This is a genomic window from Arcicella gelida (assembly GCF_034931025.1).
Classification (GTDB): domain Bacteria; phylum Bacteroidota; class Bacteroidia; order Cytophagales; family Spirosomataceae; genus Arcicella; species Arcicella gelida.
The window spans coordinates 24,077-40,681 of the sequence record NZ_JAYGIL010000015.1 but is presented as its reverse complement, the minus strand read 5'-3'; the positions used below and the strand labels follow the sequence as shown (position 1 = coordinate 40,681).

Here is a 16,605-nt window from a genome sequence, read left to right as displayed (position 1 = left end):
AAGAGGAGAGTCTAAACTTATTTAGAATACAATATTGATATTGATACCGTAACGTTTCATCGTTGGTGTTTGTAAACCTGAAGAAGCGTTTAAACCTGTGTATTGGTCTAAGTCAACACCATCATGCTTGCTGTCGATGAAGTAAAATAAATTACGACCAACCAACGATACTGAAGCTTGCTTGATGAAAGTTTTTCTTAAAACTGTTTGTGGTAAAGTATAACCCAAGGTTACTTCACGCAATTTCGAGAAGGTTTTGCTCATCAAGTTTCCTTCTGCTGTTGAGTTATAACGGCTGATATAATCTTGAGCATAAGTTTTAATCGTATTGGGTGCAAATTTCAACTGAGCATAATTGTTGATTAAACCAGTTTGTGCATCGTAAGTTGGAGTACCTTCTACTATCATTACACCTTCGCCCACATAAGTTTTAATACCTTGTGCATCAAAATCACGAGCGATACCATAAGCTCCTTCAGTAGTTTCGATGTGGCGACCACCACGGAATGTTTGCTTACGGATATAGTCTTCGATGATACCACCTACACGACCATCAAATTGGAAAGATAATGACCAGTTTTTATAATTTACTTTGTTGTTGATTCCCCAAACGTAGTCTGGATTAGCATAACCAACTAATGAACCAGCATTGTTCTGAATTGGACGACCACCCGCATCGTTGATAATTTGACCATCAGCTGTTCTTTGGAAAGTAGCTAAATATACTTTATCAATTCTATCACCAACGTTGATAAACTGAGAACCTGAATTACCACCAACAAAATAGTTTGAAGCCAATCTGTCAATTTTAATTCCGTTTTCGTTATAAACTTCTTGTAAAGTTTCTTTGAAAGTTGACCAGTTCAAGGCAACATCCCACGATAAATTATTACGTTTCAGTGGCGTTCCTTTTAAAGTAATTTCCCAACCTGTTTTCTTTGTCAAGATACCATTCACGATAGCAGAAGTATAACCAGTAGTTTGTGATAAATCACGGTTAAAAATTCTTGGTCCATCATTAGAAGTAAAGTAAGTAACATCAGCAGAGAAACGGTTTTTCAATAAACTCAATTCTAAACCAGCTTCAATTTGCTCAGAAGTATTTGGTTTTAAAGATGGGTTATTGATAGTGTTCGAATATCCAGCACCTGGAAGGTTATTATAAGTTGGACTGATTCCATAACCAACTGAGTTTGCATAGTTTGGACCATCATAAGAAGAAGCATAGTCTGAACCATAACCGATTGGATAACTAGCTCCCGGCGTTGAACCGATTGTAGAGCGAGTCAAACCGTCTTTTACGTTTGCATAAGATGCACGGAATTTCAAGAAAGAAACAACTTCTGGCATTTTCACATAATCCGAAACAACTGTTGTTAAACCAAATGAAGGATAGAAGAATGAATTATTTCCTTTTGGCAAAGTTGAAAGACGGTCAAGACGACCCGTTGCAGATAAAGTAAATAAACCTTTATAAGTAAAGTCAGCTGAATAATAAGCACTTTGTACTTCCATATCAGACAAATAACTGAATGCCTTAATTGGTCTCAAAGAGTTGGCAAAAGTATAAACACCTGGTGTATTTAAATAATCGGTAGTAACATAACTTGAATTGTATTTGAAACTACGGATATTTCCACCTGCCCAAATTTTTACGTCAAAATCATTAGCAAACTTCGTGTCAAATTTCACCAAAACGTCTGTGTTGTTTTCAAACAAAGTACGCTTGTCTTCACGATAATCTCCTTTTGCTTCTTCACGACCATAAACAGTGGCAGAGTAAGGGAATTTTTCTGAACGGAATATATCATACGTTGTAATTGAAGTACGACCTGTAATACTTAAATTATTATTGATTTTATAATCTAAAGAAGCATATCCGTAAATATCATTTTTATAATGACTTCTCAACCATTCATAAGCCACAAAATAAGGGTTGTTATAACGTTGATATTCAGCATAAATTTGTTGACTACCTTCTTTACCTGCTTGCCAGTAATTACGCATATCGTCAACGCTCCAGTCGGCACCACCCCAAATTACCATGTTGTAAATCAATGAGTTTGGTCCATAATTTACGTCTGGAATATTAGGTGTAGATTGACGATTGTAGTTAAGGTTGGCGTCAAATGTTAATTTATCTGAAAATCTGTATTTTGTAGAAATGTTGAAGTTAGCAGTATTTAGTTGTGTGTTAGGGACAATACCTTTTTGGTAATTATGTGACAATGAGAAACGAATATCCATTTTATCATTGCTACTTGCTACCGAAATATTGTTGTTCGTCAAAACAGCATCACGTAAAAAACGTGTAAGGTTATTTGCTCCACGAGCAGTCCAAGCAGTAGGAATACGTTTTCCAGTTGCTGGGTCGATAGGTGAATCGTATTGAGCGATTTTTTTCTGACCAGTTGGGTCAAATTTTGGTCCCCAAATATCATAGTCACCATCATTTTTTCCACCACCTCTACCATCTACGAACTCATAACTACCGTGGTCACCTGGGCCATAAAGGTCTTGTACTCTTGGTATGGTATTGAAACCACTCTCAATCATGGTCGAAGAATTGAACTCGACCGAGAAACCACGTTTATCTTTTGTGCCTTTTTTAGTTGTAATTAAAATAGCACCATTTTTTCCTCTGAAACCATAAAGAGCGGCAGCGTTAGCACCTTTCAGTACAGAATATGTTTCGATGTCGTCCGCAGAAATATTCCAAGTATCCGAGTTGATAGGTACACCATCTACTACATACAAAATATCTGAGTTACCTCTTAACACTACATTCGGGCGACCTAATAATTCAGCAGATGGACCAACCGTTAAACCTGCTACTTTACCCGTTAAAGAGTTAATAGAGTTTGGCTCACGAGCTTTGATTAAATCTGCACCTTTTACTGTTTGAATTGAGTTTGAAACCGTTCTTCTTTCTTTAGAAATACCCAAAGCAGTAAAAACAACTTCTCCAATTTCTTTTGTGTCTAAAGCTAATACTACATTTACTACCGACTTCGCTCCTACTTGTACTTCTTGAGCTGAATAACCAACAAATGAAAATTGTAAAGTAGCTGAAGATGAAGTAGCGATTTTATACGTTCCATCTGCGTTTGTAGTCGTTCCTTTGTTAGAACCTTTAATTCTTACACTTGCTCCTGCTACAGGAGTGTTGTCTGCACTGTCTGTTACTTTACCCGTAACAATGCGTTCTTGGGCTTGCGTAACGAACGACAAGAAAAGAAACATCACTGCTAAGAACATTGCACTCTTAGTCAAGTTAAGATTCCTTTTAAATTCAATTCGTAAAATGTTTTTCATGTTGATTGTGAGTAAGGTTTTTAATTCGGCACAAAAGTAAAACCTTGCTTTAACCACAACTTTAGGGTAGCATTATCAATCTGTGAACAATAAAGAGTAATCAATACCCATTATTGTGAGTATTGTTAGGAGAATATTATGAGAAGGTAAAAAGGGGTTTATAAGAATTTATAAGCAGTTTACTAATTTTTAAATTCATACTCAAAATAATAATACTTATAATTTTATATTTCCTTTTTCTCAGGGAAATAGCCTTTAAGCACTATAAAAGTTAAGCCTAATACATTGAGAGTTGTTGTTACTAATAAAGAAATTAGGACTTGATCACTTACTTTAATTTGTAGAACATGATTTAAGACACAAACGGTATTTTGATTAACAAATAAAAGCACTAAGACCATAAAAAGCCATCCTGTAACTACAATTGCAGCCCATCCTGCTAGTCTTGTTCTATTCCTAGTATCTTGATTAAATCTTAGTACTTCTTCTATTCCCATTAATATAAATCTTTGACCTTGTAAAGACATAGCATCAACATCTCCAATATTAGGAGTAGTACTGTTACTAGATTCTTCAATTATAGAACTTAAGGTGGTCATTTTCTAAATTATCAATTAAATAGATTAATTATCGTCAAACTTCTTAAAATAATTCATTATTACTTCATCTGAAATAGTTGTATCCCAAACATACCCATTGTCTCTAGTAGTAATTTCCCATGGACTCCCTTTTGAGTGAGACCAGTCTGATAGTTGGCTCGCTGAGTATCTAGAATAACTATTAATAATTTTATTAAAGAGAGTTGTTACTTCAACATCTTGTGCAATTGCCCCTAAAGAGTCTTTATCAATATTTGAGTCAAAATATTTAAATTGACTATGAACTTTTGGAAATACAGGTCCAAAAGGCCATACTCTTGGGCTTTCATTCAATAAGCTTTCATTACTATCGCTTTTTGCTAGCGCAAAACCGTAAGCTATAAAAAGTAATTTTTGTAGTTGAGTGGCATTCAGCAACTTGTTTTGCTCACGTGCCAAAGCTACCATATATTTAGCAGCTGTTATACTATCATATTTCATTTTCCTCTATTTAACATTATAAAAAACATTAAGTAAATTAAAGTCTTCTTTTATTAATATTCAACAAAACCAGCATTATGGACGGAGATTATATTTTGATATTAAATATAATGAAAACATATTTAATATCAAAATTACACATCATACTGCTTTTCATGAAAATATTACCCCTTAAAAAGTAATTAAATCTCTCTAAAGGGTAATATTTTCAAATATAAAAAGGCTAATCTATTCTAACGATTAAATTGCACGCTCGTAGCCCATTAAGGCTACCTCTTGCCCCATTTCAAGATATTCTTCCTTTTGTTGCGGTGCCCAAGTACCAAGTCCGTCCACATAACGATTATACATACAAAATGCCGAAGCAATTAAAACTGTATCATGAATTTCACGATCTGTTGCTTGATGTTCACGAGCTTTGGCGATGTCTTCTGGCAATACATTTTTCCCTCCTATTTGTACTTTGGTAGCAATATCTAATAAAGCTCTTAGTTTTGGAGAAATGGGTGTTGAAGCAAAGTTTTCTTTGATGTCATCTATCAAACTTGCATCACAACCTAAATGTGCTACCGCTGCCGCCGCATGAGAAGTATGGCAAAAATGACAATCATTTAAATATGAAACGTGTGCAGCAATCAATTCACATTCTGCACTATTCAAACTTGAATCGCTACGAAGTAAAGCCTCTGCAAGGTTTAATAAAGGAACAGCCGTTACTTTGCTGTAATCTAATAAGCCAGTAATGCCTGGTAAATTTGGGTTGGTAAGTGTTATATATGCCATTGTCTTAAATTCTTTGATTGATGGAAATTAAAATCTATCCCTATTTGCATAGCAACAAATGCCAAAGTATCAGCGATACGATGGTAAAAATCATTGGAATTTAAGACAATTCGGGAGGTGTAAAAAAAGCATTACTGTAATCAGTAGGTAAATATGCTTTGTAGGCAAAAGTTTGGATAGCCTTGCTCAATTCCGCCCATTGAGATTTAGCAAGATACATTTCATTGCTTTGAATATAATTAACGGATAAAGATTTACAAAGTTCCAAGGCTTTTTTGAGTGGAGATTCTTTCTCTGAATGATCACGAGCAAGAATTGTATTGATTTCATCTGACAAAGAAGCAAATCGTTCTCTTGCCGATTGATTCGTTTTAATCTTCGTAATTAAAGTATCATTTTCATAACGTTGTTCAATAATGTTGTAAAATTCGCCTTTGTATTGAATCAAAGCTTCCGTAGGAGAAGTATTATGAAAATCTGCGGTATAAGGCAATGAAATCGGAATTTTAACTTCCAAGAATTCATCATTGGCTTCAAAAGGTGTTGCTTGAGCGTATTCTTTATCAAAACATAGCAAAACTATTCCCGTACTGAACATATTGTACAGCAAAAGACAAAGAAGTGATATGCTAATGATTCTTTTCAAGACTAAGCAATTGATAATTACCCTCAAATTTATACAAATTTTTGAATATTATTCAGATTTTTTTAGACTTAAATTAGCATTCTTTTTAAAATCCGAACAACATTCAGTTTTCGAACTTTGCATATCAACAAAACTTAAATTGTACTTATAGAACTAATAGATGAAGAAGTATTAGACGTTAATTTTCGGTTGAAATAAAAGAAGGAAATCGTTATCAATACCATCGAAATTAAAGGTAAAATCAAAGATAAATCTGTTAATAAATTAAGCCACGAAGTATTTTTAGTACCAAAATTCTGATAAATCAAAATTACGACACTGCCTACGTAACCACTAAAATCTGCTAAGTAAAACAAGAAACCCACATTGGCTTTTTCTTTCAACACAGCCAAAAGGCGTTCAAAAAGCATTCCGTTAAATGGTACATAAGCCATATAAAGCCCAATGCCCAAATAAACCGACCACCAAAAAGGAGAAGTAGTATGATTTAAAAACGAAATTGTAGCAATTAGAATTAAGACTGAACCTGAAAAAATCATTAAGTGATTCATCCAAAAAGCTTGTTTATGGTCTTTCACAAAGTACATAAAAGCAGTGAAAGCACAAATCACTAAACCAATTAAGGATTCAGTCTGTGTGAAAATAGAAGCGTTGGTCACACCTATTTCTCGCCAAATTTCTACGCCAAAATTATCTCTAATATCTCTCAGAATCGTCATTAATACATAAATCGCAATCAAGGAAATTAAGCCAAATCCATACTTTTTCAAAAAACTTTTTCTGTCTGTGGCATCCATTGGCAAACGTTCTGAACGTTCTGATTCATCAATTTTACTTGGTTTGGGTGCAATTGACATCGCATAGACTGAAAGTAGTAGCAAAGGGAAAAATACCAAGCCAGTTAAAAAAGGCATCCAATATTCATTCACGCCAATATTCACAAAATACTTGCCGATAGATTTTACCATGCCCGAAGCTACGATAAAACTTACAGCCAAACCCGCCCCCAAAATTTCGGTAATTTGTCTGCCTTCTAAAAAACTAAAGACTAAACCATAAACCATTCCTAAACCCAAACCATTTAGATACAAAAACACCCAATTGTATGGCGACGGCACTAAACCAAAGAATAATAAATTCACTTCAGCAAATAAAATCATGCCTATGATATACTTCGCTCTTTGATGCGCTTTTACTTCGGAAACTATCTTGATTCCCAATCCTTTGGCTGTGGCATAGCCTAATACTTGCGAAATGACCAATACTATTTTGTAGTCGATTCCCCAAAGAGTAACATCGTGAAAATCTCCAGCTGTAAAGGGTTTTCGGAAAGCATACATACAGAAGTAAGTACTGAATGCCGCTAAACCTAAGTAAATAGCAAGAAATATTTGAGATTGGCGATGAAGGAATTTTTCGAGTTTGTTCATGAATGAAAAACACTTCTAATAAAGCATTCTTGTACTCCAAGAGTGATCCAAAAGAAGATTTTTTGTCACAACATTACAAACAAAAAAGCCTACAAATCAACACTTTACAAAGCCTTAATCAAGATTTAACCTATGCTTAAAATGAGAGTAATTATCTTTGACTCAAAAGAAAAATAACATCTCGAACCTGAGAAAATAGCATTATAATACTGTCTTAAAATGCTTGTTATTATTAAATCAAAAAGCAAATGTCACTTATTGAATTAGTCGTTTTTGATATGGCTGGAACTACCGTTCAAGACCATCATGAAGTAGAAAAATGCTTTATAGAAGCCGCTACACAAACAGGTCTAACCGTTTCTCCAGAACGTGTTTTGGCACTACAGGGATATTCTAAAAAATATGTTTTTGAGTTATTATGGTCTGAAATGATTGGCGACAATCATCCAGATTTACGTGAATTCGTAAATAATTCATATCATGTTTTCTGCGAAATTTTGGAAAATCATTATCTAAATAATGACATTTTTCCAACAGATGGTTGTTTAGAAATTTTTGATTATCTGAAAAATAAACAGATAAAAATTGCTTTGACAACAGGTTTTTACAGAAAAGTAACCAATATTATTTTACAAAAATTAGGTTGGTTAGACGGACTCAACGCCAATTATGCTGGTAATGCAAACACCTTAATTCAAGTATCTATCGCATCTGACGAAGTACTGAAAGGTCGCCCTGAACCTTTGATGATTCAGAAAGCGATGCAAATACTTCAAGTAAATGATTCGCAAAAAGTAATCAATATTGGTGATACGCCTTCGGATTTAAAATCTGGTGTGCGTGCTGGTTGTAGAATGTCTTTGGGAGTAACCAACGGCACTCATACTCGCCAACAATTGAGTATCCATAGAAATGATGGGTTGTTAAACAAAGTTTCGGACATCAAAGACATCATTGAAAATCTTCAAAAAGAAAAAACAGAAGATAAAATGGATTTCCCTTTCTTGAAAAAACTTAATTTTCTATTGTAGCTGATAGCTCTGAGCTGTCAGCTTTGAGAACATTTAAAATCGTCTTTCATTCGGATTTTTTATTTTTATAAGTGATTGATAATTAAACCTTAGTATTGTAAAAACATTTAGAACTGCCCATTTTATTTGAACAATAATCGACAAGAAAGAAAACTGCTTTTAAACCTAAAAAGTAGCGGCAAACCCTTGCGGTTGCCATTACAACAAAATATGAATTTTAAAAACATTTTGAGAAGGGCAAATACAAAGATTACTACAGCAGCAAGTTTATGTAAAATCACTCAATCACTAACTCACAATTAAAACAATCTTCTTTGCACAAACCACTTTATGAACAAATATGATTTAATCGTTATCGGAGCAGGAAATGTTGGTACTTTTCATGCTTATCACGCTCTATCACAAGGAAAATCTGTATTACTAATCGACAAAGATTCTGAACCGATTGAAGCAACTGTTAGAAATTTCGGGCAAGTTGTACCTTCTGGACAAGCTTTGGATACTTGGTTTGAGTACGGTCGTGAATCTTTGGGAATTTATAAAAAAATCCAAGCAAAATTTGATATTACGGCTCGCCAAAATGGTACTTATTACTTCGCTTCCGACGATGAGGAAATGGTACTTTTAGAAGAAGCCAAAGCTTTGTTCAAAATCAGAGAGTACTCTTCTACCCTACTTTCCAGAAAATCATGTTATGAACGCTTTCCCAACCTCAATTCTGAATATTATAAAGGCGGTTTATTCTTCCCTGACGAAGTATCGGTTGAGCCTAGAACGATGGTGCATCGAGTTCGCCAAATGTTGATACAAGATTTTGGTTTGGTATTTATGAACAATACGGCTGTTATCAACTGCGAAATCAAAAATGGCATTTGTGTAGTAAGTACGGCTACGAACCAAAAAATATTTGCTGATAAAGTAGCCATTTGTAACGGACATGAATTTAAAATTTTGTTTCCAGAAATTTTCAACCAAAGTGGGATGAAAGTCTGTAAACTGAATATGATGCAGACTTATCCGTTACCAGAAGTAAAACTGAACGGCAATATTTTATCAGGGCTTTCGATTCGCCGTTACGATAGTTTTAAATCTTGTAATTCCTACCAGCATTTACAAACGCCTGAATGGCAAAAGCCTTATAAAGAATGGGGCATTCATATTTTGTTTAAACAGGCTTTGAATGGCTCTATCATCATTGGCGACTCGCATGAGTACGCTGATGTGGACGAAAATGCCAAATTGCCTTTAGGAATTGATATGAATATCAACGATTTAATCCTGAAAGAAGCCAAAAGAATAATGGCTTTGCCGAACTGGAAAATTCAGAATTATTGGGCTGGTTATTATTCACAAACGGCAGACGGCGGTTCTTATGAGTATCAAATTGAAGATAAAATTTTTATTTCAACAGGCATCGGCGGAAAAGGCATGACGACGGCGGCAGGTTATAGCCGTAAACGTGTTGAGGAGATTTTTTGATTTTGAATATTTGTTAAATGGACTATTTGTTGATGATGACTTCCTTTGCTAATGTTATATTTTTTTTATTATCTCAAGATTGCCCAACTATTGGCTATTCTTAGTATTTTTATCACAGTAAATGAACATCATCTAATTTAAAACAAGTATTTAAACCTTTAACAAACAATTACATGAAAAAAACATCTTTACTCCTGTTGCTACTTTCTAGCATATTTTTTATTAGCTCGTGCGGCTCTGAGAATTGTGGCTGTACTTATCCAGTTGAGTTGAGCTTTCTTAAATCTTGGCGACTACTTTATACTGATATTAATGGGAAACAAGTACCCAGTGATAAGAAAGAGATTATTACCTTAGATTCTTTTCAAAAAACTGTACCTATTTACACAAAAGAAATTGATGATTCAGTCGTAGAAAAAACTTTTATTGATAGCATCAAAGAAACAAGTAGTAGCAATAGAAATGAAGTGGTTGTAACGTTTACTTTAGATAAAGTAATCTATAAACAAAAACTCAGATTGCTTGATTTCGTAACTGGTCAACCTCAAAATTTAATCGCAACTGCCAAAATTAAAGCTGATGAGAACTTTGGTGATTTTACTTTACATTATGAGTTTTACAAAGACTAGACTAATGCAATTCGGTTTAAAATAATTAATCAAAAAAAAATAGGTTGAGAATTTAATCTCAACCTATTTTTACATTACTATTTCAATAAATAGTGTACTACTTCATTGTTTGTTTAATAACTTCTCCAATTTCCTTTCCATTCTGAAAATCGTAGCCTAAAAATTTCGCTAAAGTCTTCGCAATTTGGTTTTGAAAATACTGTCCTTCGGTTTTGATTTCGCCCAAAGCTGGTGTATCTGGTCCAATTACACCAAACCAAATTTCATAACAATCGGGTACTTTTTGTCCATGACTTGTCCACTGGCTTTTGATTTTGTTTCCTCTTCCGTGGTCGGTCGTTAAAATAATGGTCGTTTTGTCTTTGTATTTTGGGTTGCTTTGGCAGTAATTCCATAAATCACCTACAAACTTATCCACAGTATTGGCTGCAAAAAGGTATTCATCATATTTTGCTTCATGAGCAAATTCGTCCGTTTCATCAAAAGATAAAAAGAAAACGCTTGGTTGATTTTTCTTAATGTATTCTTTTGCCAAATAATAAGTAATAAAATCGTGACGGTCGCTGGCTAAACTTGGATACGTACTTTGTATTTCATTCAATATTTTTTCTTTTTCTGTCAGATTTCCTTCAACCAATTCTTTACCAGAATTTACTGGAATTCCACTTCTTTTTTCATTGATAATGTAGGGAAAAACATCCCAAGTAGAATATGCCGCTACTTTTCCTTTATACTTTGGTTGATTGTTCAAAAACTCTAAAACGGTGGTATTTTCATTCAAAATTTTATCGTTTGAATTTACTTTTTCGTCGGCATAACCCGTCAAGATTTCGTTATAGCCCGGATACGAAAACCAGTACGGATTTTTTACATTTACTTTATTTCCTGCCCAACGGTTTCCATAAAGTTGTCCTTGTTTTGCCATTGTATTCCAAACAAAAGGCATGATTTTTTTGCGACTGATTTCTGCTGTATCCGACCAAAAATTTTGTTTTACTCTATCTTTATTTTTGGTGTATTCTTTACTGTTCAATAACACAGAGTCAACACCGCCAAAAACTTCTTCCCAACGGAAACCATCGGTTGTAATCAAAAAAACATGCTCCGTTTTATGTTGAGCATACATTTCCTGTTGAAAAAACAATAGTGCAAAAACCGTTAAAATAAGTCCATTTGACAGTTTCCGTGGAAAAACTAACAAAATTTTTCTTAGTTGAAATACATAATCGCTTACCATTAGTTTTATCATGGTTGAAGCACTTGGTAAAATATTCATTCTCTTGTTTTTTAACAACACTAATGGTTGTCTGCTTGTAAAATATAAGGGAATCAAAAATAGACATTTCAAACAGCCAAACAGTTACTGAAATATTAATTATAAGTTATTACTTTTGAGGCAATATTATATAAATATTAATTAGCCGCTCTTCTAAAATCATCTAGGAACTTTGTTTTCCTTTTTTTTGATACGCTTCTATAGGAAAGCCAAGTGATTTTTTCAAACAGCTTAATAAAGGAGTACAAAAAGTACTTCACTGCTTTATTTTAATCATAAAATTATAATGAGTGCATATTTCAAAATACTCAAAATTTACTCTGTCTTAACACTATTAGTATTTGCTGTTAGCCCGGTTTTTGCACAGACTACCAGAATCAAAGGCAAAGTTATAGATGCTAAAACTGGAGAAACTTTACCCTTTGTAAACATTAGTATTATGGGTACTAAACAAGGTACTCAGACCGATATGAACGGTAGTTTTTATTTAGAAACCCCTCAATTAAAACCCACCCTTAGAGTCGCTTTTGTAGGATATTCGCCTGAAGTAAGAGAAATAGATGGCGGAAAAATTGTTTCTATAACTTTTAAACTCAAAACACAAAACACTGATTTACAAGAAGTAACCGTAAAAGGCAAAAAAGACCGCTACCGAAATAAAGATAATCCTGCAGTTGTATTAATCAGAAAAGTAATTGACCATAAAGCCCAAAACAGAAAAGAATCCCTAGATTTTTATCAATACAACAAGTACGAAAAATTAGAATTTGATTTAAGTAATGTTTCTGAAAAGTTTAGGAATAAACGTTCCCTCAGAAAGTTCGACTTCGTTTTTAACCATTTAGATACTTCTCAAATCACGGGGAAAGTCAATTTGCCGATGTATTTGAAGGAAACTATTTCTGACGTTTATTTCAGAAAATTACCTGAAAATAAAAAGGAGATAATAAAAGGTGAAAAAATGACGGGCTTGGGAAATTATGTGGATAACAATGGCATTAAGCTATATTTAGAAGCACTTTATCAAGACGTAAATGTTTATGACAACAATATTTTACTCTTAGCTACGCAATTTTTAGGTCCAACCGCTCCCGTTGCTCCGCAATTTTATCGTTACGTGATTATCGACACCACAGAATTTAAAGGGACAAAATGTGTGAATTTAGGCTTTTCTCCAAGAAATTCAAACGACCAGCTTTTTCAAGGAACAATGCTTATTTCTTTAGATTCAAGCTATGCGATTAGAAAAGTACAAATGGGTTTTTCGAAAGACATTAATGTGAATTTTGTAACAGATTTACGGGTTTCGCAAGAATATGATTTTATTGAAAACGAAGGCTTGATGCTAACTAAAGATGATTTAGCGATTGAATTCAACCTCCTCAAAAAAGAAAATGGCATGGGACTTTTCGGGCAAAGGAGTGTGTCGTATAAAGACTATGTAATTAATAAAACGATTGAAAAAAATATTTTTGAAGGCTTAAAAACTGACATTCAAAAAGATGCCGAAAAACGGGATGATGCTTTCTGGGAACAAGCACGCCACCATTCTTTATCAAGCAAAGAATTGGGCATTTATTCGATGGTGGACAGTGTAAAAAAAGTACCTGCCTTCCAAAGAGTAATGAACACGGCAACTTTTCTACTAGAAGGTTACAAACCAATGGGAGGTTTTGAGATTGGCCCCGTCAATACTTTTTACAGTTTCAACCCGATTGAAGGATTTAGGGCTAGAATTGGCGGAAGAACAACGCCAACTTTTAGTGAACGTATGGCTTTTGAAACTTATGCCGCTTATGGTTTTAGAGATGAACGTTATAAGTATTTTGCCTCGGCAACCTTCTCCTTAACCGACCATAATACTTATACTTATCCCATCAAACATTTTAGAATTTCGTATCAAAATGAAATCAAAATTCCAGGACAAGAATTACAATTTGTGCAGGAAGATAACTTTTTACTTTCTTTCAAAAGAGGTCAGAATAATAAAATGACCTACAATAAAGTACTCAATCTTGATTATTTGAATGAATCAAAAACAGGTTTATCGGTCAATATTAATTTCAAAAATATTCGCCAAACGCCTACTGGTTCTTTGTATTTCAATACTTTACAAAATGATGGCACACTAAAAAGTATTCCAGAAATCATCAGTAGCGAATTAATGATTGGGCTAAGGTATGCACCAAACGAACAGTTTTATCAAGGAAAAAATTATCGTATCCCGATAATTAATAAGTATCCGTCTTTCCAAATTAGATATACCTTGGGCGTGAAAGGATTGTTGGATGGTCAGTACAATTTTCATCGACTAGTGGCTTATGCTCAGAAAAGAATTTACATTCCACCAATTGGTTATACAGATGTAGCTTTAGAAGGCGGTAAAACGTTTAATCCTTTACCTTTTGCTTTGTTGACAATTCATAGAGCCAACCAAACTTATGCTTATCAGCCAGAAGCCTATAACTTAATGAATTTCTTAGAATTTGTGAGTGACCAGTACGGGGCTTTATTTATCGACCATCATTTTAATGGATTCATTTTCAACAAATTACCGCTAATCAGAAAATTGAAACTAAGAGAAGTAATTACTTTTAAAGGTTTGATTGGAAAACTCAGCGACCAAAACAAAGCAACTGCTGAAAATGGATTAATGGTACTACCTACCGATGAAAATGGCAAACCAAGTACGTTTTCATTAGAGAAGAAACCTTATATGGAAGTAAGTTTTGGTATTGAAAATATTTTTAAAGTATTAAGACTAGACTTGGTAAAGCGTTTGAGTTACTTGGAAAACCCAAATGTAAGTGCCAGTCCAACGATAAGATTTAGAATGCGTTTTGATTTTTAATGAGCCTTTTTCATGCTAAATAGCTATATCAAAAGCTATGAATGAACAATTTTGGTCACTAATCAGTAACTTTACTTTACATTTGACTGACCACATGAATTTATAATTGCGTTGATTATCTTGAAAACTTACCAAATACTTAATTTCAAGATAATATTAACCTAATACTTGCTTGATAATTTTGTTTTAAATCCAACACAAATCATTTATGCAAAAGAAGATATTATTCATCACTGGTTCAATCAACCAAACCACTCAAATGCATCAAATTGCGAAGCAATTGCCTGAATATGATTGTTGGTTTAGTCAAATTTTTGTGGATTCTCCTTTTATACAATGGGTTCTTGATGAAACTGATTTTTTAGCTAAAACGGTTTTATCTGGTCAGTTCAAAACAAATTCTGAAAAGTTTTGCCTTGAAAATGGACTTCAAATGGATTACAAAGCCAAAAAGAATCAATATGATTTAGTGGTTTATTGTTCTGACATGATTATTCCTGATAGACTACTTCAAAGAAAAACTATTTGGGTACAAGAAGGAATGGTTGATGAGTATAACTTTTTCAGTAAAATCATCAAAAAATTAAATCTTCCTCGCTATTGGGCAATTGGCACTGCTTTAAACGGCTCTTCAAATCTTTGTGATATCTATTGTGCTGCTTCGAAAGGCTACAAAGAACGCTTCACCAAAATTGGTACTAATTCAAACAAAATATTTGTAACAGGTATTCCTAATTTTGATAATTGCGAACAATATTTTGAAAACGATTTTCCATTACATAATTATGTGCTTGTAGCGACATCTGATAGCAGAGAGTGTTTCAGACCTGAAGATAGAATTGGCTTTATTAAAGATTGTGTAACCAAAGCAGCTGGAAGACAACTCATCTTCAAACTTCACCCTAACGAAATTATGGAAAGAGCGGTAGCAGAAATCAAGGAAAATACGCCTGAAGGAACGTTGATTTATACTTCTGGAAATATTAACCCAATGATTGCGAACTGCGAAGAATTCATCACACAATATTCATCGGCTGTGTATGTTGGTATGGCATTGGGCAAAAAAGTACATTCTTATTTCGATAAAGAAGAATTAGAAAGACAAATGCCGATTCAAAACAAAGGCACTTCTGCTAAAAATATTGCTCAGGTTTGTCGTGATTTTTTAGCTTTCAAAGGTAAAAAAGAAGACTTTGTCAAAACTTATCAATACAAAGCTGTTACGTCAGAATTAGTATTTCAATAACATTTAAAATAATATAAATGACTGCCATTACTATTGTTGTTCAAGCCCGTATGTCGTCGAGTAGATTACCCAAAAAGGTTTTATTACCCATTTTAGGCGAAAGTCTCCTCTATAGAATGATAGAACGTTTGCAGCAAATCAAACACAAAGCAACAATTGTAATTGCTACTTCTGAAGACCAACAAGATGATGTTATTGAAACTTTTTGTCAAACAAAAAACATAACTTGTTTCCGAGGAAGTTTGAATAATTTATTAGATAGACATTATCAAGTTGGGAAATTAACCAATGCAGATATTATTATCAAAATCCCTTCTGATTGTCCATTGATTGACCCACGTATTGTGGATAAAGTATTAGATTTTTATTTTGAAAACGAAGGGAAATACGACTTTGTAAGTAACCTCCACCCTGCTACTTATCCAGATGGCAACGATGTTGAAATCATGACTTTTGAGGCTTTGAAAAAAGCTTGGCAAGAAGCCACTCGTCCTTTGGAGTTAGAACATACAACGCCGTACTTCTGGGAAAATCCAGACAAATTTCGCTTGGCGAATGTGACTTGGGAAACTGGTTTAGACTATTCTATGTCGCATCGTTTTACGATTGACTATCATGAAGATTACTTATTTATCAAACGAGTTTTTGAAGAATTATATCCACAGAATCCTCGATTTTCATTAGATGATATTTTGACACTTCTGCAAGAAAAACCTGAAATCTATGAAATCAACCAACATTTTGCTGGTGTAAATTGGTACAGAAATCATTTAGGTGAACTAAAAACCATTACACCAGAACAAACAAAATTGAGCATTTAGCATAAATTCCAAATAAATA

At 33.8% G+C, this 16,605-nt stretch carries 13 protein-coding genes; 6 read left to right on the top strand and 7 right to left on the bottom strand.

Going from position 1 to position 16,605, the window contains the following annotated elements; genetic code table 11:
* Positions 1–21 precede the first annotated feature (21 nt).
* The 6 genes from VB776_RS13305 to VB776_RS13280 form a co-directional block, all read right to left on the bottom strand.
* Positions 22–3,315: a SusC/RagA family TonB-linked outer membrane protein gene (locus VB776_RS13305; RefSeq protein WP_323330431.1), complete on the bottom strand. Its 3,294-nt coding sequence runs from the start codon at positions 3,313–3,315 to the stop codon at positions 22–24.
* A 224-nt stretch (positions 3,316–3,539) separates the two neighbouring features.
* Positions 3,540–3,914, bottom strand: a complete 375-nt coding sequence (locus VB776_RS13300; protein ID WP_323330429.1) for a hypothetical protein — start codon at positions 3,912–3,914, stop codon at positions 3,540–3,542.
* Positions 3,915–3,938: 24 nt separating this feature from the next.
* Positions 3,939–4,394 (bottom strand): Panacea domain-containing protein, encoded by a 456-nt coding sequence (locus VB776_RS13295; protein WP_323330427.1) that lies wholly within the window; start codon positions 4,392–4,394, stop codon positions 3,939–3,941.
* 240 nt (positions 4,395–4,634) lie between these two features.
* Positions 4,635–5,177: a carboxymuconolactone decarboxylase family protein gene (locus tag VB776_RS13290; RefSeq protein WP_323330425.1), complete on the bottom strand. Its 543-nt coding sequence runs from the start codon at positions 5,175–5,177 to the stop codon at positions 4,635–4,637.
* Between the two features lie 100 nt (positions 5,178–5,277).
* Positions 5,278–5,823 (bottom strand): hypothetical protein, encoded by a 546-nt coding sequence (locus VB776_RS13285; protein ID WP_323330423.1) that lies wholly within the window; start codon positions 5,821–5,823, stop codon positions 5,278–5,280.
* Positions 5,824–5,957: 134 nt separating this feature from the next.
* Entirely contained in the window at positions 5,958–7,253 is a 1,296-nt protein-coding gene (locus VB776_RS13280) for a DUF5690 family protein (protein ID WP_323330421.1), read from the bottom strand.
* 248 nt (positions 7,254–7,501) lie between these two features.
* Between VB776_RS13280 and VB776_RS13275 the strand changes: the two genes are divergently transcribed.
* From VB776_RS13275 to VB776_RS13265, 3 genes are all read left to right on the top strand, one after another.
* Complete coding sequence (locus tag VB776_RS13275; protein ID WP_323330418.1) at positions 7,502–8,284, top strand: HAD hydrolase-like protein; 783 nt, start codon at positions 7,502–7,504, stop codon at positions 8,282–8,284.
* A gap of 330 nt (positions 8,285–8,614) precedes the next feature.
* The gene (locus VB776_RS13270; protein ID WP_323330416.1) at positions 8,615–9,763 is read left to right on the top strand and encodes a TIGR03364 family FAD-dependent oxidoreductase; all 1,149 of its coding nucleotides are present in this window, start codon (positions 8,615–8,617) and stop codon (positions 9,761–9,763) included.
* A gap of 173 nt (positions 9,764–9,936) precedes the next feature.
* Positions 9,937–10,392: a hypothetical protein gene (locus VB776_RS13265; protein WP_323330414.1), complete on the top strand. Its 456-nt coding sequence runs from the start codon at positions 9,937–9,939 to the stop codon at positions 10,390–10,392.
* A 97-nt stretch (positions 10,393–10,489) separates the two neighbouring features.
* Here VB776_RS13265 and VB776_RS13260 read toward each other — a convergent pair whose 3' ends face one another.
* Positions 10,490–11,668: an alkaline phosphatase family protein gene (locus VB776_RS13260; protein WP_323330412.1), complete on the bottom strand. Its 1,179-nt coding sequence runs from the start codon at positions 11,666–11,668 to the stop codon at positions 10,490–10,492.
* A 286-nt stretch (positions 11,669–11,954) separates the two neighbouring features.
* On the opposite strand from VB776_RS13260, the gene VB776_RS13255 reads away from it, so the two are divergent.
* The 3 genes from VB776_RS13255 (at position 11,955) to VB776_RS13245 (ending at position 16,586) form a co-directional block, all read left to right on the top strand.
* Entirely contained in the window at positions 11,955–14,519 is a 2,565-nt protein-coding gene (locus VB776_RS13255) for a DUF5686 and carboxypeptidase-like regulatory domain-containing protein (RefSeq protein ID WP_323330408.1), read from the top strand.
* A 208-nt stretch (positions 14,520–14,727) separates the two neighbouring features.
* Positions 14,728–15,765: a hypothetical protein gene (locus VB776_RS13250; protein ID WP_323330406.1), complete on the top strand. Its 1,038-nt coding sequence runs from the start codon at positions 14,728–14,730 to the stop codon at positions 15,763–15,765.
* 17 nt (positions 15,766–15,782) lie between these two features.
* Positions 15,783–16,586: a glycosyltransferase family protein gene (locus tag VB776_RS13245; RefSeq protein ID WP_323330404.1), complete on the top strand. Its 804-nt coding sequence runs from the start codon at positions 15,783–15,785 to the stop codon at positions 16,584–16,586.
* The last annotated feature ends 19 nt before the right edge of the window (positions 16,587–16,605 follow it).